Raw genomic sequence first — 20,388 nt, 5'->3', positions numbered from 1 at the left:
AGAGGGCGGGGGATGCCCGCGAGGGCACGAAGGTCGACGTGGGTCAGTGGGCGGTGGACGGCGCCGGGCCCGTGCTCGCCCGGACCGTCAACTCGGGCGCGATCAGCAGGACTTCCTCGCTGCCGCGCCCGTCCAGCTTGGCGACGAGCTGCTCCACGGCGTGCCGGCCCATCTCCTGCGCGGGGATGGAGACCGACGTCAGCCGCACCGAGGCCTGCGTCGCGACCTGGTCGGGGCAGATCGCGACCACCGACACGTCCTCCGGCACGGCACGGCCCTGCTGGCGCAGCAGGGCGAGCAGCGGCTCGACCGCCGACTCGTTCTGCACGACGAACCCCGTGGTGCCGGGACGCTCGTCGAGGATCCGGGCGAGGGTGACGGCCATCGCGTCGTAGCCGCCCTCGCACGGCCGGTGCAGCAGCCGGATCCCCAGCTCCTGGGCCCGCAGCCGCAGTCCGTCGAGCGTGCGCTCGGCGAATCCGGTGTGCCGCTCGTAGACGGCCGGCGCCTCCCCGACGACAGCGATGTCACGGTGCCCCAGCGTCGCCAGATGCTCCACGCACAGCGCGCCGGTCGCCTTGAAGTCGAGGTCGACACAGGTCAGCCCGGAGGTGTCGGCGGGCAGCCCGATCAGCACGGACGGCTGGTGGGAGCCGCGCAGCAGCGGCAGCCGCTCGTCGTCCAGCTCGACGTCCATCAGGATCATCGCGTCCGCCAGCCCGCTGCCGGTGACCCGGCGCACGGCGTCCGGGCCCTCCTCGCCGGTGAGCAGCAGGACGTCGTAGCCGTGGGTGCGGGCCGTGGTGGCCACCGCGATGGCGATCTCCATCATCACCGGCACATACATGTCGGTGCGCAGGGGGATCATCAGCGCGATGATGTTCGACCTGCTGCTGGCCAGCGCTCGGGCGCCCGCGTTCGGGTGGTAGCCGAGCTCGCGGATGCTCTGCTCGACCCGCTGCCGGGTGGTCGCGGAGATGGACCGCTTGCCGCTGAGGACATAGCTCACCGTGCTCGCCGAGACTCCGGCGTGCTGGGCGACCTCGGCGAGGGTGACCATCCGCTCTCCAGGCTGTGTGAAGCGCTTCGACAGTGCGCGGTGCGAACATGGGCGGGAGTGAGGGTGGTTCGACAGTAGCTGCGGCGCGCGTGGGTGTCCATAGGTTGTCGAAGCGCTTCGACAGTTTTTCTCGTACGGCGTGAGCACCCGTTCGGCGCAAGCCAGCCGGCCGGGTCCGGCGCCGGATCCGGGCCGTCCGGCCCGCCCGAACGCCGGGTCCCGATCCCTCAACGGCGGCTGAACGGACGCGCGCAGGGTGGTGGGGCGGCCCGGAATCGGGTACATACGATCGGGTAGCACCCGTCGGTAACCAAACGGCCCATGATCCCGATTCGCGGCGAGGTGAGCCTCATGTCCGCAGCACCCACGAAGCCTACTGTCACTGAGCGTGAGGCACGCCAGGTGGCGGAGGAGGCCCGGCAACAGGACTGGCGCAAGCCCAGCTTCGCCAAGGAACTGTTCCTCGGCCGCTTCCGCCTCGACCTCATCCACCCCCACCCCATGCCCACCGACGAGGCGGCCCAGCGCGGCGAGGAGTTCCTCGCCAAACTGCGCGACTTCATCGAGACGAAGGTCGACGGCGCCCTCATCGAGCGCGAGGCCCGCATCCCCGACGAGGTGATCGACGGGCTCAAGGAGCTCGGCGCCTTCGGCATGAAGATCGACACCAAGTACGGCGGTCTCGGCCTCGGGCAGGTCTACTACAACAAGGCCCTCACCCTGGCCGGCTCGGCCAGCGCGGCGATCGGCGTCCTGCTCTCCGCCCACCAGTCGATCGGCGTACCACAGCCGCTGAAGCTGTTCGGCACCCCCGAGCAGAAGGAACTGTTCCTGCCGCGCTGCGCCCGCACCGACATCAGCGCCTTCCTGCTGACCGAACCCGACGTCGGCTCCGACCCCGCCCGCCTCGCCACCTCCGCCGTGCCCGACGGGGACGACTACATCCTCGACGGGGTCAAGCTGTGGACCACCAACGGCGTGGTCGCCGACCTCCTCGTCGTCATGGCGCGGGTGCCGAAGTCCGAGGGCCACAAGGGCGGCATCACCGCCTTCGTCGTCGAGACCAACTCGCCCGGCATCACCGTCGAGAACCGCAACGCCTTCATGGGCCTGCGCGGCATCGAGAACGGCGTCACCCGCTTCCACCAGGTCCGCGTCCCCGCCGCCAACCGCATCGGCCCCGAGGGCGCCGGCCTGAAGATCGCCCTGACGACCCTGAACACCGGACGGCTGTCGCTGCCGGCGTCCTGCGTCGCGGCCGGCAAGTGGTGCCTGAAGATCGCCCGTGAGTGGTCGGCGGCGCGCGAGCAGTGGGGCAAGCCGCTCGCCGACCACGAGGCCGTCGGCTCCAAGATCTCCTTCATCGCGGCCACCACCTTCGCCCTGGAGGCCGTCACCGACCTCGCCTCGCAGATGGCCGACGAGGACCGCAACGACATCCGTATCGAAGGCGCCCTCGCCAAGCTGTTCGCCTCCGAGATGGGCTGGCTGATCGCCGACGAGCTCGTCCAGATCCGCGGCGGCCGCGGCTTCGAGACGGCCGACTCGCTCCGGGCCCGTGGCGAGCGCGGTGTCCCCGCCGAGCAGGTGCTGCGCGATCTGCGCATCAACCGCATCTTCGAGGGCTCGACGGAGATCATGCACCTGCTGATCGCCCGCGAGGCCGTGGACGCCCACCTGTCGGTCGCCGGTGACCTCATCGACCCCGACAAGTCCCTCCAGGACAAGGCGAAGGCGGGCGCGAACGCCGGCGTCTTCTACGCCAAGTGGCTGCCCAAGCTGGTCGCGGGCCAGGGGCAACTGCCGTACTCCTTCGGTGAGTTCAAACGCGGCGTCGACCTGTCCGCGCACCTCCGCTACGTCGAGCGCACCGCCCGCAAGCTCGCCCGCTCCACGTTCTACGGAATGTCCCGCTGGCAGGGCCGTATGGAGACCAAGCAGGGCTTCCTCGGCCGGGTCGTCGACATCGGCGCCGAACTGTTCGCCATGAGCGCGGTCTGCGTCCGCGCCGAACACCTGCGCGCCCAGGGCGAGCACGGCCGCGAGGCGTACCAGCTCGCCGACGTCTTCTGCCACCAGTCCCGGCTGCGGATCGAGGAGCTCTTCGGCCGCCTGTGGTCCAACACCGACGACCTCGACCGCAAGGTGGTCAAGGGCGTGATGTCGGGCACCTACGAGTGGCTGGAGTCGGGCATCGTCGACCCCTCGGACGACGGCGGCGTATGGATCGCGGACGCCACCCCCGGCCCGAGCGAACGGGAGAACGTGCACCGCCCGATCCGGTGACCGCCCGGTGAGGGGTGACCGCCCGCGCTCACCCCTCACCATCCTGTTACCCGCCGGATGGGGACGCCCTGTCCTCCCGGCCGGCGCTTGCGGCCACAATGGGGGAATGAGCGACAGCCCATCCCCCCTCGCCGACCCGCATCTCGTCTACGACCCCGTGGCGGGCGACGGCCCCAAGGACGTGGTGATCCTCGGCTCCACCGGTTCCATCGGCACCCAGGCCATCGACCTCGTGCTGCGCAACCCCGACCGGTTCCGGGTCACCGCCCTGTCCGCCAACGGCGGCCGGGTCGCCCTGCTCGCCGAGCAGGCGTACCGGCTGAAGGTCCGGACCGTCGCGGTCGCCCGCGAGGACGTCGTACCGGCGCTGCGTGAAGCGCTCCAGGCGCTGTACGGCACGGGGGAGCCGCTCCCCGAGATCCTGGCCGGCCCCGACGCCGCCACCCAGGTCGCCGCCTCCGACTGCCACACCGTCCTGAACGGCATCACCGGCTCCATCGGACTCGCCCCCACCCTCGCCGCCCTGGAGGCGGGCCGCACCCTCGCGCTCGCCAACAAGGAGTCCCTGATCGTCGGCGGCCCGCTGGTCAAGGCCCTCGCCAAGCCCGGGCAGATCATCCCGGTCGACTCCGAGCACGCGGCCCTGTTCCAGGCGCTGGCCTCCGGCTCACGCGCGGACGTACGCAAGCTGGTGGTCACCGCCTCCGGTGGCCCGTTCCGCGGCCGTACGAAGGCGGACCTCGCCCGGGTGACCGTGGAGGACGCCCTGGCCCACCCCACCTGGGCCATGGGCCCGGTGATCACGATCAACTCCGCGACCCTCGTCAACAAGGGCCTGGAGGTCATCGAGGCACACCTCCTCTACGACATTTCCTTCGACCGCATTGAGGTGGTCGTGCATCCCCAGTCGTATGTTCACTCGATGGTTGAGTTCACCGACGGATCCACGATCGCGCAGGCGACGCCGCCCGACATGCGCGGGCCGATCGCCATCGGCCTCGGCTGGCCGGAGCGGGTCCCCGACGCCGCACCGACCTTCGACTGGAGCAAGGCGTCGACCTGGGAGTTCTTCCCGCTCGACAACGAGGCCTTCCCGTCGGTCGGCCTGGCGCGCCATGTCGGGCAGCTCGCGGGCACGGCGCCCGCGGTGTTCAATGCCGCCAACGAGGAGAGCGTGGAGGCCTTCCGGGCCGGCGCGCTGCCGTTCAACGGGATCATGGAGACCGTGACGCGGGTGGTGGAGGAACATGGCACCCCGCGCGCGGGAACTTCGCTGACCGTCGCGGACGTCCTCGAAGCGGAGACCTGGGCCCGAAGCCGGGCGCGGGAACTGGCGGCACACACGGCGGAGGCCCGTGCATGACGACCCTGATGTTCATCCTCGGCATAGTGCTGTTCGCGGTCGGGCTGCTCGCCTCGATCGCCTGGCACGAGCTGGGCCACCTGTCCACGGCCAAGATCTTCGGCATCCGGGTGCCGCAGTACATGGTCGGCTTCGGACCGACCCTCTGGTCGCGGAAGAAGGGTGACACCGAGTACGGCGTCAAGGCGATCCCCTTCGGCGGCTACATCCGCATGATCGGCATGTTCCCGCCGGGACCGGACGGCCGCCTGGAGGCACGCTCCACATCCCCCTGGCGCGGCATGATCGAGGACGCCCGCTCGGCGGCCTTCGAGGAGCTCAAGCCGGGCGACGAGACCCGCCTCTTCTACACGCGCAAGCCGTGGAAGCGGGTCATCGTGATGTTCGCGGGCCCGTTCATGAACCTGATCCTGGCCTTCGGTCTGTTCCTCACCGTGCTGATGGGCTTCGGCATCCAGCAGCAGACCACCACCGTGAGCTCGGTCTCCCCGTGTGTCATCGCCCAGACCGAGAACCGCGACGAGTGCAAGGCGTCCGACCCCAAGTCGCCGGCCGAGGCGGCGGGCATGAAGGCCGGCGACAAGATCGTCGCCTTCGACGGGGTGCGCACCCAGGACTGGAACACCCTCTCCGACCTCATCCGCGACAGCGCCGGCAAGCAGGTGCCGATCGTCGTCGACCGGGGCGGCGAGCAAGTGACCCTGGAGGCGACCATCGCCACCAACCGGGTCGTGAAGAAGGACGCTGCCGGGGCCTATGTCGAGGGCGAGTACGTCAAGGCCGGCTTCCTCGGCTTCAGCTCCGCCACCGGCGTCGTCAAACAGGACTTCGGTGAATCCGTGTCCTGGATGACCGACCGGGTCGGCGAGGCCGTCGACTCCCTGATCGCTCTGCCGTCCAAGATCCCCGCACTGTGGGACGCGGCCTTCGGCGACGGCGAGCGCGAGCCGGACTCCCCGATGGGCATCGTGGGCGCGGCGCGGGTGAGCGGCGAGATCGCGACGCTGGACATCCCGGCGTCCCAGCAGCTGGCCACGTTCGTCTTCCTGCTGGCCGGCTTCAACCTCTCGCTCTTCCTCTTCAACATGCTCCCGCTGCTGCCGCTCGACGGCGGCCATATCGCGGGCGCCCTGTGGGAGTCGCTGCGCCGCAACCTGGCGAGGGTGCTGCGCCGGCCGGACCCCGGCCCGTTCGACGTGGCGAAGCTGATGCCGGTGGCGTACGTGGTCGCCGGAGTCTTCGTCTGCTTCACCCTGCTGGTGCTGGTGGCGGACCTCGTTAACCCGGTCAGAATCTCCTAGCCACATGGAGTTCGAGGCGGCCCGGGATCGTAGGTACCGGGCCGCCTTCCATTGAGTGGGTTTACGGGCGATGGGGGTCCCCCCGCCGAGTGCATTCGAGGTGGGGGAGTGCTGGGGTGAGGGCCGGTGCCGTAATCTCGAAGCCTGGAGCCCGCCGCTGACGGGACCGGACCTTGATCCACTACTTGGGGTTGCACAGCAGATGACTGCGATTTCTCTCGGCATGCCGTCCGTACCGACCAAGATCGCCGAGCGTCGGAAGAGCCGTCAGATCCAGGTCGGATCCGTGGCCGTCGGCGGCGACGCGCCGGTCTCGGTCCAGTCGATGACCACGACGCGTACGTCGGACATCGGCGCGACGCTCCAGCAGATCGCGGAGCTGACCGCGTCCGGCTGCCAGATCGTCCGCGTGGCGTGCCCCACACAGGACGACGCCGACGCCCTCTCGACCATCGCCCGCAAGTCCCAGATCCCGGTGATCGCGGACATCCACTTCCAGCCCAAGTACGTGTTCGCCGCGATCGAGGCCGGCTGCGCCGCGGTGCGCGTCAACCCCGGCAACATCAAGCAGTTCGACGACAAGGTCAAGGAGATCGCGCGGGCCGCGAAGGACCACGGCACCCCGATCCGGATCGGCGTCAACGCCGGCTCCCTGGACCGGCGCCTGCTCCAGAAGTACGGCAAGGCGACGCCCGAGGCCCTCGTCGAGTCGGCCCTGTGGGAGGCGTCCCTCTTCGAGGAGCACGACTTCCGGGACATCAAGATCTCGGTCAAGCACAACGACCCGGTCGTGATGATCGAGGCGTACAAGCAGCTCGCCGCCCAGTGCGACTACCCCCTCCACCTCGGTGTGACGGAGGCGGGACCGGCGTTCCAGGGCACGATCAAGAGCGCGGTCGCCTTCGGCGCCCTCCTCTCCCAGGGCATCGGCGACACGATCCGCGTCTCCCTCTCGGCGCCGCCCGCCGAGGAGGTCAAGGTCGGCATCCAGATCCTGGAGTCCCTGAACCTCAAGCAGCGCGGCCTGGAGATCGTCTCCTGCCCGTCCTGCGGCCGCGCCCAGGTCGACGTGTACAAGCTGGCCGAGGAGGTCACGGCGGGCCTCACCGGCATGGAGGTCCCCCTCCGTGTCGCGGTCATGGGCTGCGTCGTCAACGGCCCCGGCGAGGCCCGCGAGGCCGACCTCGGCGTCGCCTCCGGCAACGGCAAGGGCCAGATCTTCGTCAAGGGCGAGGTCATCAAGACGGTCCCCGAGTCCAAGATCGTGGAGACCCTCATCGAGGAGGCCATGAAGCTGGCCGAGCAGATGGAGGCGGACGGCGTGGAGTCGGGCGAGCCGTCGGTGGCCGTGGCGGGCTGAGAGAGTTCTTCGCCCCCGCCGCCCCTACCCGTCCCATCCCCAGGGGGCTCCGCCTCCCAGGGGCGCGGGGAACTGCGCGACCAGCCCCCACCACCCGCGGCCGCCAACCCTCGGAGCGGCCCGAGTTCATGGGCGCCCGGTCCAGCTTCTCGGGCGCCGGTGCAGGCCGTCTCAGCCCGTGCGGCGTATGAGGACGAGGCCCGTTCAGGGCCGAAGCGGGGGTCCGGGGGCGGCAGCCCCCAGAGGGCGACCGCAGCCGACAGTCACGTCCAAAGCGGCGGCAACCTACACAGGGCGGCGTGGCTCAGCTTCCGCAGGTACAGTGCGGGGACCAGCAGAACCCCAGCGTGAGGCCCCGCACGTGTTGACCCAGACCACCTCACGGGTGCTCGAACCGAGTGACCTGGACGCCGCGCTCGCCGTCCTCGACCGCGAGCCGGTCGCGAACGCCTTCGTGACGTCCCGCGTCCAGATCGCCGGCCTCGACCCCTGGCGCCTCGGCGGCGAGATGTGGGGCTGGTACGAGGACGGCATGCTGACGTCCCTGTGCTACGCGGGCGCCAACCTCGTCCCGATCTGCGCGACCCCGCGAGCCGTACGCGCCTTCGCGGACCGCGCCCGGCGCGCCGGCCGCCGCTGCTCCTCCATCGTCGGGCCCGCCGAGTCCACCGCCCAGCTGTGGCGCCTGCTGGAGCCCAACTGGGGCCCGGCCCGGGAGATCCGCGCCCACCAGCCCCTCATGGTCAGCGACCGCATGCCGGCCGACATAGCCCCGGATCCGTACGTCCGCCGTATCCGCAAGGACGAGATGGACACGATCATGCCGGCGTGCGTGGCGATGTTCACCGAGGAGGTCGGCGTATCGCCGCTGGCCGGCGACGGCGGACTGCTCTACCAGGCCCGGGTCGCCGAACTCGTCGGCTCCGGCCGCTCCTTCGCCCGCCTCGACCAGGACGGCAAGGTCGTCTTCAAGGCGGAGATCGGCGCCGCCACCGACCGCGCCTGCCAGATCCAGGGCGTCTGGGTGGCCCCCGAGTACCGCGGCCAGGGCGTCGCGGCCCCCGGAATGGCGGCGGTCCTGCGCTACGCCCTCGCGGATGTCGCCCCGGTGGTCAGCCTGTACGTCAACGACTTCAACACGGCGGCGAGAAGGGCGTACCAGAGGGTCGGCTTCCGAGAGGTCGGCGCCTTCATGAGTGTCCTGTTCTGACCCCCAGGGGCGCCCGCACGCGGCGAGCGACCCCAGCCGAGCCGCGGCCCGAACGCGGCGCGAACGCCCCTGTAGGCTCCCCACATGCGCCTTCCCGGTCACGGTCACCGCAGCCACCCCCACGACATCGTGATCGGCCCGCTGGATCTGCCGTCCCGTGTCGACGAGGCCCTCGCCGTCCAGGCCGTCGCCTTCGGCCTGGGCCCCGACGAAGTGGCCGTACGCCGCCAGATCGTCCTGCGGCACATGACCTACCCGGGAGCGCGGGCCCTCGGCGCGACCGTCCAGGGCGCCCTCGCCGGATTCGTCTACGGCATGCCCAACGACCGCAGCCACTGGTGGTCCACCGTCGTGGAGCCGTACCTGCGGACCCAGGGCCACGACGACTGGCTCGACGACTCCTTCGTCATCACCGAACTCCACGTCCACCCCGGCTACCAGAACCGAGGCGTGGGCCGCTCCCTGATCACCACGATCACCGCCGCCGCCCTCGAACCCCGCTCGATCCTCTCGGCGATCGACGTCGACAGCCCGGCCCGCGGCCTGTACCGCTCCCTCGGCTACCAGGACCTCGCCCGCCAGGTCCTCTTCCCCAGCGCCCCGATGCCGTACGCCGTGATGGGCGCCCCCCTCCCGCTCCGCCGCCGTTAACCGATTTCCACCGTCCCGTCCCGCCCGGCTAACCTCCTGCCATAACCCACATCCGGCAGGAGTACGAGAACCATGGCGAACGCACCGGTCCAGCGCATGTCCCAGTTGATGGCGAAGACGCTGCGCGACGACCCGGCGGACGCCGAGGTCCTCAGTCACAAGCTGCTGGTCCGCGCCGGCTACGTCCGCCGCACGGCGGCCGGCATCTGGTCCTGGCTGCCCCTCGGCAAGCGGGTCCTCGCCAACGTCGAGCGCGTCGTCCGCGAGGAGATGGACGCCATCGGCGCCCAGGAGGTGCTGCTCCCCGCGCTGCTGCCGCGTGAGCCGTACGACGCGACGGGCCGCTGGGACGAGTACGGCCAGGAGCTGTTCCGTCTCAAGGACCGCAAGGGCGGCGACTACCTGCTCGGTCCCACCCACGAGGAGATCTTCACTCTGCTGGTGAAGGACCAGGCGTCCTCCTACAAGGACCTGCCGGTCATCCTCTACCAGATCCAGCACAAGTACCGCGACGAGGCCCGCCCGCGGGCCGGCATCCTGCGCGGCCGTGAGTTCCTGATGAAGGACTCGTACTCCTTCGACACCGACGACGAGGGCCTCGGCCAGTCCTACGCCCTGCACCGCCAGGCCTACCAGCGCGTCTTCGAGCGCCTCGGCCTCGACTACCGCATCTGCGCCGCGACCGCCGGCGCGATGGGCGGCTCCAAGTCGGAGGAGTTCCTCGCCCCGGCCGAGGCCGGCGAGGACACCTTCGCGGACTGCCCGAACTGCGACTTCGCGGCCAACACCGAGGCGATCACCTACCAGCTCAAGCCGGTCGACGCCACGGGCGTGGCCGCGCTGGAGGACATCCCGACCCCGGACACCCCCACCATCGAGACCCTCGCCGCCTCCCTGGGCGTACCGGCCTCCGCCACCCTGAAGAACCTCCTGGTCAAGGTCGACGGCGAGATCGTCGCCGTCGGTGTCCCCGGGGACCGCGAGGTCGACCTGGACAAGGTCGAGGCGCACTTCGCCCCGGCCGTCGTCGAGATGGTCACCGAGGCGGACTTCGCGGCCAACCGCGAGCTGGTCCGCGGGTACGTCGGTCCGCAGGGCCTGGGCGAGAAGGTCACGTACATCGCCGACCCGCGCGTGGCCCCCGGCACCTCCTGGATCACCGGCGCCAACAAGGAGGGCATGCACGCGAAGAACGTCGTCGCGGGCCGTGACTTCGAGGTCGACGCGTACGTCGACGTCGTGGTCGTGCAGGAGGGCGACCCCTGTCCGAAGTGCGGCACCGGCCTGAAGCTGGACCGCGCCATCGAGATCGGGCACATCTTCCAGCTGGGCCGCAAGTACGCGGACGCCCTGAAGCTCGACGTCCTCGGCCAGAACGGCAAGCCGGTCCGCGTGACCATGGGCTCCTACGGCATCGGCGTCTCCCGCGCCGTCGCCGCCCTCGCCGAGCAGACCGCCGACGACAAGGGCCTGTGCTGGCCCGCCGAGATCGCCCCGGCCGACGTCCACGTGGTCGCCGCCGGCAAGGCCCTTCAGACCGAACTCGCCCTCGACGTCTCGGAGAAGCTGGCCTCGGCCGGCCTGCGCGTCCTGTGCGACGACCGGGCCGGTGTCTCGCCGGGCGTGAAGTTCACCGACTCGGAGCTGATCGGCGTACCGCAGATCCTGGTGGCCGGGCGGCGCGCGGCCGAGGGTGTCGTCGAGCTCAAGGACCGCAGGACCGGTGAGCGCGAGGAGCTGACGGTGGACGAGGCGATCGCCCGCCTGACGGCGTAAGGGAATTCCGCGGGCCGTTCCCCGACCGCAGGACGTGACAGCACGTCAGCGCGGGAGGGGAGCGGCCTACAGCCAGCCGGCGAACTCCAGCAGCAACTCCGCGTCCTTGGACCGCCCCACCCGCAGCGCCCGCACCCCCGACTCCACGGCCCGGAACAGCGTCCACCCCCGCAGCCGCTCCTGATCCACGTCCAGGGACTCCGCGAGCCGCTTCACGCGCCGCCGGGTCGTCGACGCCCCCGAGGGCGAGGCGATCAGATCCTCCACCCGGTCCCGTACGAGCCGCGCCAGATCGAAGGCACACTCGCCGACCACCGGATCCGGCCCCACCGCCAGCCACGGCATCCGCTCCCCGGCCAGCACCTTGCTCTGCCGGAACGTCCCGTGCAGCAACCGCGGCTCGGGCGGCGCCGCCAGCAGTTCCGCACGGGCGGCCAGCGCGCCGTCGACCAGCACGCCCACTTCGTCGAAGGCGGCCGCCGCCGCTCGCATGGCCTCGGCCTGCCGCCCGGTCCGCTCGGCCACGGTCTCGAAGACCTGCCCGACCGGCGGCTCCACCCATAGCCGGCGCAGCGTCCCCGCCGCCTCCAGCAATGCCTTCGCCTCCGGCAGCGACCGCACCGACAGATCCGGACGCAGCCGCTCCAGCAGCAGCACCCCTTCCGTCACGGACGGTTCCAGCAGCTGTACGGCGCCCAGTCCGCCCCAGTGCGCGAGCGCGGCACGCTCGCTCTCCGGGCGGGACCGGGGCGGGGCCAGCTTGAGCACGGCGGGCGTGCCGTCCGCGCGCCGCACCAGGACCACCAGGCTGCTGCGGCCACCGGGCACCTGCACCCGTTCCACGGTCAACTCGCGTAGCGCGACGGCCCGGTGGGCCGCCTCAGGCAGCTTCTCCAACCAGTCGTCACCGTCCGGTGCCGTCTCACCGAGCGCCCTGACCAGACGCTGCGGCGGTTCGAAAGCCATGCGCGAGTCGTTCCCTTCCGTACTGCCCGTACGTGTGCTGGGCCCGCGTCAGGCGGTGGGCGCCGCCGACGTCGCCGGGGAGCCCGCCCGCTCGGCGAGCCCAGGGAAGGCTACGCTCTCGCCGCGCCAGCGCACCGCCCGCACCGCGGCCTCCCGCAACGCCTCGGCCGCCGTACCGCGCAGCGCGCCCTGAGCCGCGCGCACCAGGTCGGAGTAGACCCCGGCCAGCCGGTCCTCCAGTTCGGTGGCCAGCCGGACGGCCGCGGCCGAGTCCGGCACCGGGAACGGCAGCGCGTACCCGGCGCTCGCGGCCACCGGCTTCGCGCCCAGGTCACGTACCTCGCGCGCCAGCGCGTCCCGGCGCGCCCGGTGCGCGTCGTACGCCGCCAGTGCCTCCGTGCGCCGCGCCTCGCCGATCAGGCCGCCTACGACGCCGTAGCCGTACACGGCCGCGTGCTCGGCGGCCAGCACCGCCTGGAGAGCGGCGACCGTCGCCTTCTTCGCCTCGCTCACTTGGCTCCCTCCGTCAGCAGGTACGCGTGCGCCGCCCCGGCCGCCGCCACGGAGGCCAGCAGCCGCGCCAGTTCACCGGGCACGTCGAGCAGTGCCTTGGCCCGCCGGTCGGCGAGCGTGCGTTCGGCGGCGGCGAGCTCGGCCAGGGCGGCCTTCTCGTTCGTGGGCACGGCGGCCGACGGGGAGACCGACGGCGACGCGCTCCCGGCCCGCGGCGGCGCGGACGTCGTGGAAGAGCCCGCGGACGGCGCGGATGTTCCCACGCCGAACGCCTCCGCGTGCCGGGCCGCCTCCGACCGCAACGGGCCTACGAACGCGGCCAGTACCGGATGGGCGGCGAGCACCGCGTCGTACCGCTCGACCAGCCCCGCGCTGTCGCGGGCCGCACGCGCGCGGGTCCGCTCGGCGAGCGAAGGACTGCCGCCGCGGCCGCCGTCCGAGTCGTCGGGCCGCAAGGAGCAGCCGGCCAGGAGCGCGGCCCCGGCGGCGGAGGCGAGCAGGGTTCTTCTGCGCGGCCCGGAGGGCGGGCGCGACGGCGAGGGGAACGGCACGGCAGACGTCCTCGGGGGGCTCGTACGAAAGCAGTTGCGAAAGCGGCTGCGGAATCGGCGGACCGCAGGGCCGTGATCACCGTACCCGCGCACACGCCCCGTACCACTCATCGGCACCGCTCACGCGCAGGTGGACGGCAACACTCTCCGCGACCCGATACCCTTTGACCAGACACGCGACCCATCCCACAACAGCACACGCGGCCGAGGAGTCACCCGGATGAGCACCACCCAGAGCGAGAGGCTGCGAGAACTACTGGAACCGCTCGTCAGCTCTCAGGGCCTGGACCTCGAAGAGATCGCAGTGGACTCCGTCGGACGCAAGCGTGTGCTGCGTGTCGTCGTCGACTCCGACACCGGGGCGGACCTGGACCAGATCGCCGATGTGAGCCGTGAGCTCTCGGCGAAGCTCGACGAGACGGACGCGATGGGCCAGGGCGAGTACACCCTCGAAGTCGGCACCCCGGGCGCGGAACGCTCCCTCACCGAGCACCGGCACTATGTGCGCGCCGTCGACCGGCTGGTGAAGTTCCAGCTGACCGAGGGCGGGGAACTGGTGGCCAGGATCCTCGAGGTCGACGACGAAGGTCTCGACCTCGAAGTGCCCGGCGTGAAGGGCCGCAAGGCCACGAGTCGCAGACTCGGCTTCCCGGAGATCGACAAGGCGCGTGTGCAGGTCGAGTTCAACCGCAAGGACAAGAAGGAAGAGGAGGCGTAGCCGTGGACATCGACATGAGTGCCCTGCGGGGCTTGGTTCGGGAGAAGGAGATCTCCTTCGACCTGCTGGTCGAGGCGATCGAGTCGGCCCTCCTCATCGCCTACCACCGCACCGAGGGAAGCCGCCGCCACGCGCGCGTGGAGCTCAACCGGGAGACCGGCCATGTGACCGTGTGGGCGAAGGAGGATCCCGAGGATCTGGAGGAGGGCCAGGAGGCCCGCGAGTTCGACGACACCCCGTCCGGCTTCGGCCGTATCGCCGCCACCACCGCCAAGCAGGTCATCCTTCAGCGGCTGCGCGACGCCGAGGACGACGCGACGCTCGGCGAATACGCCGGCCGCGAGGGCGACATCGTCACCGGTGTGGTCCAGCAGGGCCGCGACCCGAAGAACGTGCTCGTGGACATCGGCAAGCTGGAGGCCATCCTCCCGGTCCAGGAGCAGGTCCCGGGCGAGACGTATCCGCACGGCATGCGGATCCGGTCGTACGTCGTACGAGTGGCGAAGGGCGTCCGCGGTCCGTCCGTCACCCTCTCGCGCACCCACCCGAACCTGGTGAAGAAGCTCTTCGCCCTGGAGGTGCCGGAGATCGCCGACGGCTCGGTGGAGATCGCCGCCATCGCGCGCGAGGCCGGGCACCGCACCAAGATCGCCGTACGGTCCACCCGCAGCGGTCTGAACGCCAAGGGTGCCTGCATCGGCCCGATGGGCGGCCGGGTGCGCAACGTCATGGGCGAGCTGAACGGCGAGAAGATCGACATCGTCGACTGGTCGGACGACCCGGCCGAGATGGTGGCGAACGCGCTCTCCCCGGCCCGCGTCTCCAAGGTGGAGGTCGTGGACATGGCGGCTCGCTCCGCGCGCGTGACCGTGCCGGACTACCAGCTGTCGCTGGCGATCGGCAAGGAAGGGCAGAACGCCCGACTCGCCGCCCGGCTCACCGGCTGGCGGATCGACATCCGCCCGGACACCGAGCAGGCCGGGGAATAGATCCAGACCGTCAAGCGCTTGGATCACGTCAGGTTACCGAGCGGCAACTGTTCGAATCCTGCCCCAAAGGGGTGAGGTCGGCACGGGGAGGTAGACTTAGTGATGTCTGGCCGGACACGCGCTCGGGCCTGCCCTGAACGAACCTGTGTGGGGTGCCGGGAGCGAGCGGCCAAGACTGATCTGCTGCGGATCGTGGCGATCAAGGACGAGTGCGTCCCTGATCCAAGCGGTACGCTGCCCGGCCGGGGTGCGTATGTGCACCTCGCCCTGGTCTGTCTCGACCAGGCGGTACGCCGTCGGGCGTTCACGCGGGCGCTGCGCGCCCCGGGAGCGCTGGACACAAAGGCGTTGCGTCGGTACGTCGAGCAGACAACAGTTGCTGAGCAGGCAACACCGTAAGAAAGCGTCGTGCGGAACCGCCGTGCGGCCCAGGTACCCCGCGAGTTGGAAGTAGGTCGAGATTGCGATGAGCACTCGATGAGCACGCGATGAGTACGCCCATGAAGTAGCGACGGTCCGGCCGCAACCCGGACCTAAAAGGAGCGAAGTGGCTAAGGTCCGGGTATACGAACTCGCCAAGGAGTTCGGTGTGGAGAGCAAGGTCGTCATGGCCAAGCTCCAGGAACTCGGTGAATTCGTCCGTTCGGCGTCTTCGACCATCGAAGCGCCCGTTGTCCGCAAACTGACGGACGCCCTCCAGCAGGGCAACGGAGGCGGCAAGCCCGCCCCCGCCCGCAAGGCTGCCCCGGCGAAGCCGGCAGCCCCCTCTCCGGCGCAGGCTGCCCGTCCGGCACCGCCGCGTCCGCCGGCCCCCAAGCCGGCCGCCGCCGAGAAGCCCGCGGCTCCCGCCGCGCCGGCCTCTTCCGGCCCCCGTCCCACTCCGGGCCCGAAGCCTGCGCCGCGGCCCGCCCCGGCGTCCCCGGCTCCGACCTCGCCCGAGTTCACGGCGCCCCCGTCGGCCCCCGCGGCCCAGGCCCCGGCCCAGGGCTCCGGCCCGCGTCCGGGCGCTCCGCGTCCGGGTGGCCAGGCCCCGCGTCCCGGCGCTCCGCGTCCGGGTGGCCCCGGTCAGGGTGGTCAGGGCCGTGGTGAGCGCGGCGAGCGTGGCGAGCGCGGCGAGCGTCCCGGTGCCGGTCGTCCCGGTGGCGGCGCCCCGCGTCCCGGTGCCCGTCCGGCCGGTCCGCGTCCGGGTAACAACCCGTTCACCTCTGGTGGCTCCACCGGCATGGCGCGCCCGCAGGCGCCCCGTCCGGGCGGTGCCCCGCGTCCCGGCGGCCCCGGTGCCCCCGGTGGCGCCCCGCGTCCGCAGGGCCAGGGCGGCGGTCCCCGTCCCCAGGGCGGCGCGGGCGGTCCCCGTCCGCAGGCTCCGGGCGGCGCGCGTCCCACCCCGGGCGGCATGCCCCGTCCGCAGGGCGGCGGCCCGCGTCCCGGCGGCGGCCCCGGTGGTCCGCGTCCGAACCCCGGCATGATGCCGCAGCGTCCCGCTGCGGGCCCGCGTCCCGGCGGCGGTGGCCCCGGTGGCCGTGGTCCCGGTGGCGGCGGTCGTCCCGGTGGCGGCGGCGGTCGTCCCGGCGGTGGCGGCGGCTTCGCCGGTCGTCCCGGTGGCGGCGGCGGTGGCGGCGGTTTCGCCGGTCGTCCCGGTGGTCCCGGTGGCGGTGGCGGCGGTTTCGCCGGCCGTCCGGGTGGTCCCGGCGGTGGCGGCGGTGGCCGTCCCGGCTTCGGCGGTCGTCCGGGTGGTCCCGGTGGCCGTGGTGGCACGCAGGGCGCCTTCGGCCGTCCCGGCGGTCCCGCGCGTCGTGGCCGTAAGTCGAAGCGGCAGAGGCGCCAGGAGTACGAGGCCATGCAGGCCCCGTCGGTCGGCGGTGTGATGCTGCCTCGCGGCAACGGCGAGACTGTTCGCCTGTCGCGCGGTGCCTCGCTCACCGACTTCGCGGAGAAGATCAACGCCAACCCGGCGTCGCTCGTCGCGGTCATGATGAACCTCGGCGAGATGGTCACGGCCACGCAGTCCGTCTCCGACGAGACGTTGCAGCTCCTCGCCGGCGAGATGAACTACGAGGTTCAGATCGTCAGCCCCGAGGAGGAGGACCGCGAGCTGCTCGAGTCCTTCGACATCGAGTTCGGCGAGGACGAGGGCGACGAGGAGGACCTGGTGGTCCGTCCGCCGGTCGTCACCGTCATGGGTCACGTCGACCACGGTAAGACCCGACTGCTCGACGCCATCCGCAAGACGAACGTCATCGCGGGCGAGGCCGGCGGCATCACCCAGCACATCGGTGCCTACCAGGTCGCGACCGAGGTCAACGACGAAGAGCGCAAGATCACCTTCATCGACACCCCGGGTCACGAGGCGTTCACCGCCATGCGTGCCCGTGGTGCGCGGTCGACGGACATCGCGATCCTGGTCGTCGCGGCCAACGACGGCGTCATGCCGCAGACGGTCGAGGCGCTGAACCACGCCAAGGCGGCCGAGGTGCCGATCGTGGTCGCGGTCAACAAGATCGACGTCGAGGGCGCCGACCCGACCAAGGTGCGCGGTCAGCTCACCGAGTACGGGCTGGTGGCCGAGGAGTACGGCGGCGACACGATGTTCGTCGACATCTCCGCCAAGCAGGGTCTGCACATCGACTCCCTGCTGGAGGCCGTGATCCTCACCGCGGATGCCTCGCTCGACCTGCGGGCCAACCCGCACCAGGACGCGCAGGGCATCTCGATCGAGTCCCGTCTCGACCGCGGCCGTGGTGCCGTGTCGACGGTCCTCGTCCAGCGCGGCACGCTGCGGGTCGGCGACACCATGGTGGTCGGCGACGCGTACGGCCGAGTCCGGGCGATGCACGACGACAACGGCAACAGCGTGGCCGAGGCCGGCCCGTCGACGCCGGTCCAGGTCCTGGGCCTGACCAACGTCCCGGGTGCGGGCGACAACTTCCTGGTGGTGGACGAGGACCGTACGGCCCGTCAGATCGCCGAGAAGCGCGCCGCCCGTGAGCGCAACGCCGCGTTCGCCAAGCGCACGCGCCGCGTCTCGCTCGAGGACCTGGACAAGGTGCTCAAGGCCGGCGAGGTCCAGCAGCTCAACCTCATCATCAAGGGTGACGCTTCTGGTTCCGTCGAGGCCCTGGAGTCCTCCCTGCTCCAGCTGGACGTCGGCGAAGAGGTCGACATCCGCGTCCTGCACCGCGGTGTCGGTGCGGTCACGGAGTCCGACATCGACCTGGCCATGGGCTCCGACGCCATCGTCATCGGCTTCAACGTGCGCGCCGCCGGGCGTGCGCAGCAGATGGCCGAGCGCGAGGGCGTGGACGTCCGGTACTACTCGGTCATCTACCAGGCGATCGAGGAGATCGAGGCGGCCCTCAAGGGCATGCTCAAGCCGGAGTACGAAGAGGTCGAGCTCGGTACGGCGGAGATCCGCGAGGTCTTCAAGTCGTCCAAGCTGGGCAACATCGCGGGTGTTCTCATCCGCTCCGGCGAGGTCAAGCGCAACACCAAGGCGCGCCTGGTCCGCGACGGCAAGGTCATCGCGGAGAACCTCAACATCGAGGGTCTGCGTCGCTTCAAGGACGACGTCACCGAGATCCGCGAAGGGTTCGAGGGCGGTATCAACCTCGGCAACTTCAACGACATCAAGGTCGACGACGTCATCGCGACGTACGAGATGCGCGAGAAGCCGCGGGTGTAACAGCCGACGGTCTGTGCTGGCCGGCGGGACTTCGGTTCCGTCGGCCAGCGCGCCGTTTGGTGCCCGGTCCACGGAACGTAATATCCGTCGATCGGCCCGCCCCTTCGATGTACCGTTCTGATGTCCCTGCCCGACCAGCCGGCGGGGCCATCGATCCCGGGCCGGCGGGTGAACCGGTTGCCTACATGTATGTGGGGACTCTGTCCTTCGACCTGCTCCTCGGTGACGTGCGCTCACTGAAGGAGAAACGCTCTCTCGTCCGTCCGATCGTGGCCGAGCTCCAGCGCAAGTACGCGGTGAGCGTGGCGGAGACGGGGCACCAGAACCTCCACCGCAGGGCCGAGATCGGGCTCGCGGTGGTCTCCGGGGACACGGGACACCTCACCGACGTACTGGACCGCTGTGAGCGGCTGGTCGCCGGGCGGCCCGAGGTGGAACTGCTCTCGGTTCGACGCAGACTCCACAGCGACGAAGACTGAAGCAAGCAGCAAGAGAAGTTACTAAGGAGACGGACCAGTGGCCGACAACGCGCGGGCGAAAAGGCTGGCGGACCTCATTCGAGAGGTGGTGGCCCAGAAGCTCCAGCGCGGGATCAAGGACCCGCGACTCGGCTCGCACGTCACCATCACGGACACCCGCGTCACGGGTGACCTGCGGGAGGCGACCGTCTTCTACACGGTGTACGGCGACGAGGAGGAGCGGCAGGCCGCGGCCGCCGGACTGGAGAGCGCCAAGGGCGTCCTCCGGTCGGAGGTCGGACGGGCGGCCGGTGTGAAGTTCACGCCGACCCTCACCTTCGTGGCCGACGCCCTCCCGGACACCGCACGCACCATCGAGGACCTCCTCGACCGGGCGCGCCAGTCCGACGAGAAGGTGCGCGAGGCGTCCGCGGGCGCGAAGTACGCCGGCGAGGCGGACCCGTACCGCAAGCCGGACTCGGACGACGAGACGGACGGCGACACCGCGGAATGACGCAGAAGCACACCACGCCCGACGGCCTTGTCATCGTCGACAAGCCGTCGGGCTTCACTTCGCACGACGTGGTCGCGAAGATGCGCGGCATCGCGCGCACCCGCCGCGTCGGGCACGCCGGCACCCTCGACCCGATGGCGACGGGCGTCCTCGTCCTCGGCGTGGAGAAGGCGACCAAACTCCTCGGTCATCTGGCCCTGACCGAGAAGGAGTACCTGGGCACCGTCCGGCTGGGCCAGACCACGCTCACCGACGACGCCGAGGGCGAGATCACGGGGTCCACCGACGCCTCGAAGGTCACCCGAGAGGCCGTCGACGCCGGGATCGCCAAGCTGACCGGCGACATCATGCAGGTGCCGTCCAAGGTCAGCGCCATCAAGATCGACGGGGTGCGCTCCTACAAGCGGGCACGGGACGGCGAGGAGTTCGAGATCCCCGCCCGGCCCGTGACCGTCTCGTCCTTCGGCGTGCACGACGTCCGGGAAGCCGTCGCCGACGACGGCACCGCGGTCCTCGACCTGGTCGTCTCGGTGGTCTGCTCCTCCGGTACGTACATCCGGGCCCTCGCTCGTGACCTCGGCGCCGACCTCGGCGTCGGCGGCCACCTCACGGCGCTGCGCCGCACCCGTGTCGGGCCGTACAAGCTGGACTCCGCCAGGACCCTGGACCAGCTTCAGCAGGAGCTGACGGTGATGCCGATCGCGGAGGCCGCCACGGCCGCGTTCCGGCGCTGGGACGTCGACTCCAGGCGCGCCCGGCTGCTCCTCAACGGGGTCCGCCTCGACATGCCCGACGAGTACGCCGGGGCCGGTCCCGTCGCCGTGTTCGATCCCGAGGGCCGGTTCCTGGCGCTCGTGGAGCAGCACAAGGGCAAGGCGAAGAGCCTCGCCGTCTTCGGCTAGGTGTGCTGTCCCGGGACGTTGGTGACAGGCGACACGCCTTGAGCGGTCCTTGAACGGGGCGAGGGCCTCTGGGTTCGGTGTGGATTGCGAT

General features: G+C 71.0%; 18 protein-coding genes. 14 read left to right on the top strand and 4 right to left on the bottom strand.

Annotated features, from left to right (window positions below; all coding sequences use genetic code 11):
- Positions 1-43 precede the first annotated feature (43 nt).
- Positions 44-1,060: a LacI family DNA-binding transcriptional regulator gene (locus ACIQWG_RS17005; RefSeq protein WP_404095948.1), complete on the bottom strand. Its 1,017-nt coding sequence runs from the start codon at positions 1,058-1,060 to the stop codon at positions 44-46.
- A 351-nt stretch (positions 1,061-1,411) separates the two neighbouring features.
- On the opposite strand from ACIQWG_RS17005, the gene ACIQWG_RS17000 reads away from it, so the two are divergent.
- From ACIQWG_RS17000 to ACIQWG_RS16970, 7 genes are all read left to right on the top strand, one after another.
- Complete coding sequence (locus ACIQWG_RS17000; protein ID WP_404095946.1) at positions 1,412-3,346, top strand: acyl-CoA dehydrogenase family protein; 1,935 nt, start codon at positions 1,412-1,414, stop codon at positions 3,344-3,346.
- Between the two features lie 106 nt (positions 3,347-3,452).
- Positions 3,453-4,709: a 1-deoxy-D-xylulose-5-phosphate reductoisomerase gene (gene dxr / locus ACIQWG_RS16995; RefSeq protein ID WP_404095943.1), complete on the top strand. Its 1,257-nt coding sequence runs from the start codon at positions 3,453-3,455 to the stop codon at positions 4,707-4,709.
- 8 nt (positions 4,710-4,717) lie between these two features.
- On the top strand, positions 4,718-6,010 hold the full coding sequence (locus ACIQWG_RS16990) for a M50 family metallopeptidase (RefSeq protein ID WP_404097687.1): 1,293 nt from the start codon (positions 4,718-4,720) through the stop codon (positions 6,008-6,010).
- Between the two features lie 202 nt (positions 6,011-6,212).
- The gene (gene ispG / locus ACIQWG_RS16985; protein ID WP_404095941.1) at positions 6,213-7,370 is read left to right on the top strand and encodes a flavodoxin-dependent (E)-4-hydroxy-3-methylbut-2-enyl-diphosphate synthase; all 1,158 of its coding nucleotides are present in this window, start codon (positions 6,213-6,215) and stop codon (positions 7,368-7,370) included.
- 361 nt (positions 7,371-7,731) lie between these two features.
- Positions 7,732-8,580 carry a GNAT family N-acetyltransferase gene (locus ACIQWG_RS16980; RefSeq protein WP_404095938.1) on the top strand — a complete coding sequence of 283 codons (849 nt, stop codon included), beginning with the start codon at positions 7,732-7,734 and terminating at the stop codon, positions 8,578-8,580.
- Between the two features lie 84 nt (positions 8,581-8,664).
- A complete protein-coding gene (locus ACIQWG_RS16975; protein ID WP_404095936.1) occupies positions 8,665-9,231 on the top strand; it encodes a GNAT family N-acetyltransferase in 567 nt (188 codons plus the stop codon).
- Between the two features lie 72 nt (positions 9,232-9,303).
- Positions 9,304-11,007 (top strand): proline--tRNA ligase, encoded by a 1,704-nt coding sequence (locus ACIQWG_RS16970; RefSeq protein WP_404095935.1) that lies wholly within the window; start codon positions 9,304-9,306, stop codon positions 11,005-11,007.
- A gap of 66 nt (positions 11,008-11,073) precedes the next feature.
- On the opposite strand, the gene ACIQWG_RS16965 is transcribed toward ACIQWG_RS16970, so the two are convergent.
- Genes ACIQWG_RS16965 through ACIQWG_RS16955 form a run of 3 tightly spaced genes read right to left on the bottom strand, consistent with a single transcriptional unit; the run spans position 11,074 to position 13,037 of the window.
- Positions 11,074-11,973, bottom strand: coding sequence for an aminoglycoside phosphotransferase family protein (locus tag ACIQWG_RS16965; RefSeq protein WP_404095933.1), 900 nt, complete (start codon positions 11,971-11,973; stop codon positions 11,074-11,076).
- A gap of 48 nt (positions 11,974-12,021) precedes the next feature.
- Positions 12,022-12,486, bottom strand: a complete 465-nt coding sequence (locus tag ACIQWG_RS16960) for a ferritin-like domain-containing protein (protein ID WP_404095931.1) — start codon at positions 12,484-12,486, stop codon at positions 12,022-12,024.
- The gene (locus ACIQWG_RS16955; RefSeq protein ID WP_404095929.1) at positions 12,483-13,037 is read right to left on the bottom strand and encodes a hypothetical protein; all 555 of its coding nucleotides are present in this window, start codon (positions 13,035-13,037) and stop codon (positions 12,483-12,485) included. Before ACIQWG_RS16955 ends, ACIQWG_RS16960 begins: the two co-directional genes overlap by 4 nt.
- A 220-nt stretch (positions 13,038-13,257) precedes the next feature.
- Here ACIQWG_RS16955 and rimP point away from each other — a divergent pair, with 220 nt between their 5' ends.
- The 7 genes from rimP to truB all read left to right on the top strand — a co-directional run bounded on the left by rimP (position 13,258) and on the right by truB (position 20,297).
- On the top strand, positions 13,258-13,755 hold the full coding sequence (rimP, locus tag ACIQWG_RS16950; RefSeq protein ID WP_404095927.1) for a ribosome maturation factor RimP: 498 nt from the start codon (positions 13,258-13,260) through the stop codon (positions 13,753-13,755).
- Between the two features lie 2 nt (positions 13,756-13,757).
- Positions 13,758-14,744 carry a transcription termination factor NusA gene (nusA, locus tag ACIQWG_RS16945; RefSeq protein WP_328422777.1) on the top strand — a complete coding sequence of 329 codons (987 nt, stop codon included), beginning with the start codon at positions 13,758-13,760 and terminating at the stop codon, positions 14,742-14,744.
- Positions 14,745-14,846: 102 nt separating this feature from the next.
- On the top strand, positions 14,847-15,143 hold the full coding sequence (locus ACIQWG_RS16940) for a YlxR family protein (RefSeq protein ID WP_404095924.1): 297 nt from the start codon (positions 14,847-14,849) through the stop codon (positions 15,141-15,143).
- A 148-nt stretch (positions 15,144-15,291) separates the two neighbouring features.
- Positions 15,292-18,423 carry a translation initiation factor IF-2 gene (gene infB / locus ACIQWG_RS16935; RefSeq protein WP_404095922.1) on the top strand — a complete coding sequence of 1,044 codons (3,132 nt, stop codon included), beginning with the start codon at positions 15,292-15,294 and terminating at the stop codon, positions 18,421-18,423.
- A 185-nt stretch (positions 18,424-18,608) separates the two neighbouring features.
- On the top strand, positions 18,609-18,902 hold the full coding sequence (locus tag ACIQWG_RS16930) for a DUF503 domain-containing protein (RefSeq protein WP_383415671.1): 294 nt from the start codon (positions 18,609-18,611) through the stop codon (positions 18,900-18,902).
- 37 nt (positions 18,903-18,939) lie between these two features.
- Entirely contained in the window at positions 18,940-19,395 is a 456-nt protein-coding gene (gene rbfA / locus ACIQWG_RS16925; RefSeq protein ID WP_404095918.1) for a 30S ribosome-binding factor RbfA, read from the top strand.
- The gene (truB, locus tag ACIQWG_RS16920; RefSeq protein ID WP_404095915.1) at positions 19,392-20,297 is read left to right on the top strand and encodes a tRNA pseudouridine(55) synthase TruB; all 906 of its coding nucleotides are present in this window, start codon (positions 19,392-19,394) and stop codon (positions 20,295-20,297) included. The genes rbfA and truB overlap by 4 nt, the downstream gene beginning before the upstream one ends.
- Positions 20,298-20,388: the final 91 nt, after the last annotated feature.

Origin of the sequence: Streptomyces sp. NPDC098781, assembly GCF_044759995.1 — a bacterium.
Lineage (GTDB): Bacteria > Actinomycetota > Actinomycetes > Streptomycetales > Streptomycetaceae > Streptomyces.
The sequence above is the reverse complement of the archived record's forward strand: the minus strand, read 5'-3'. Positions and strand labels throughout refer to the sequence as shown.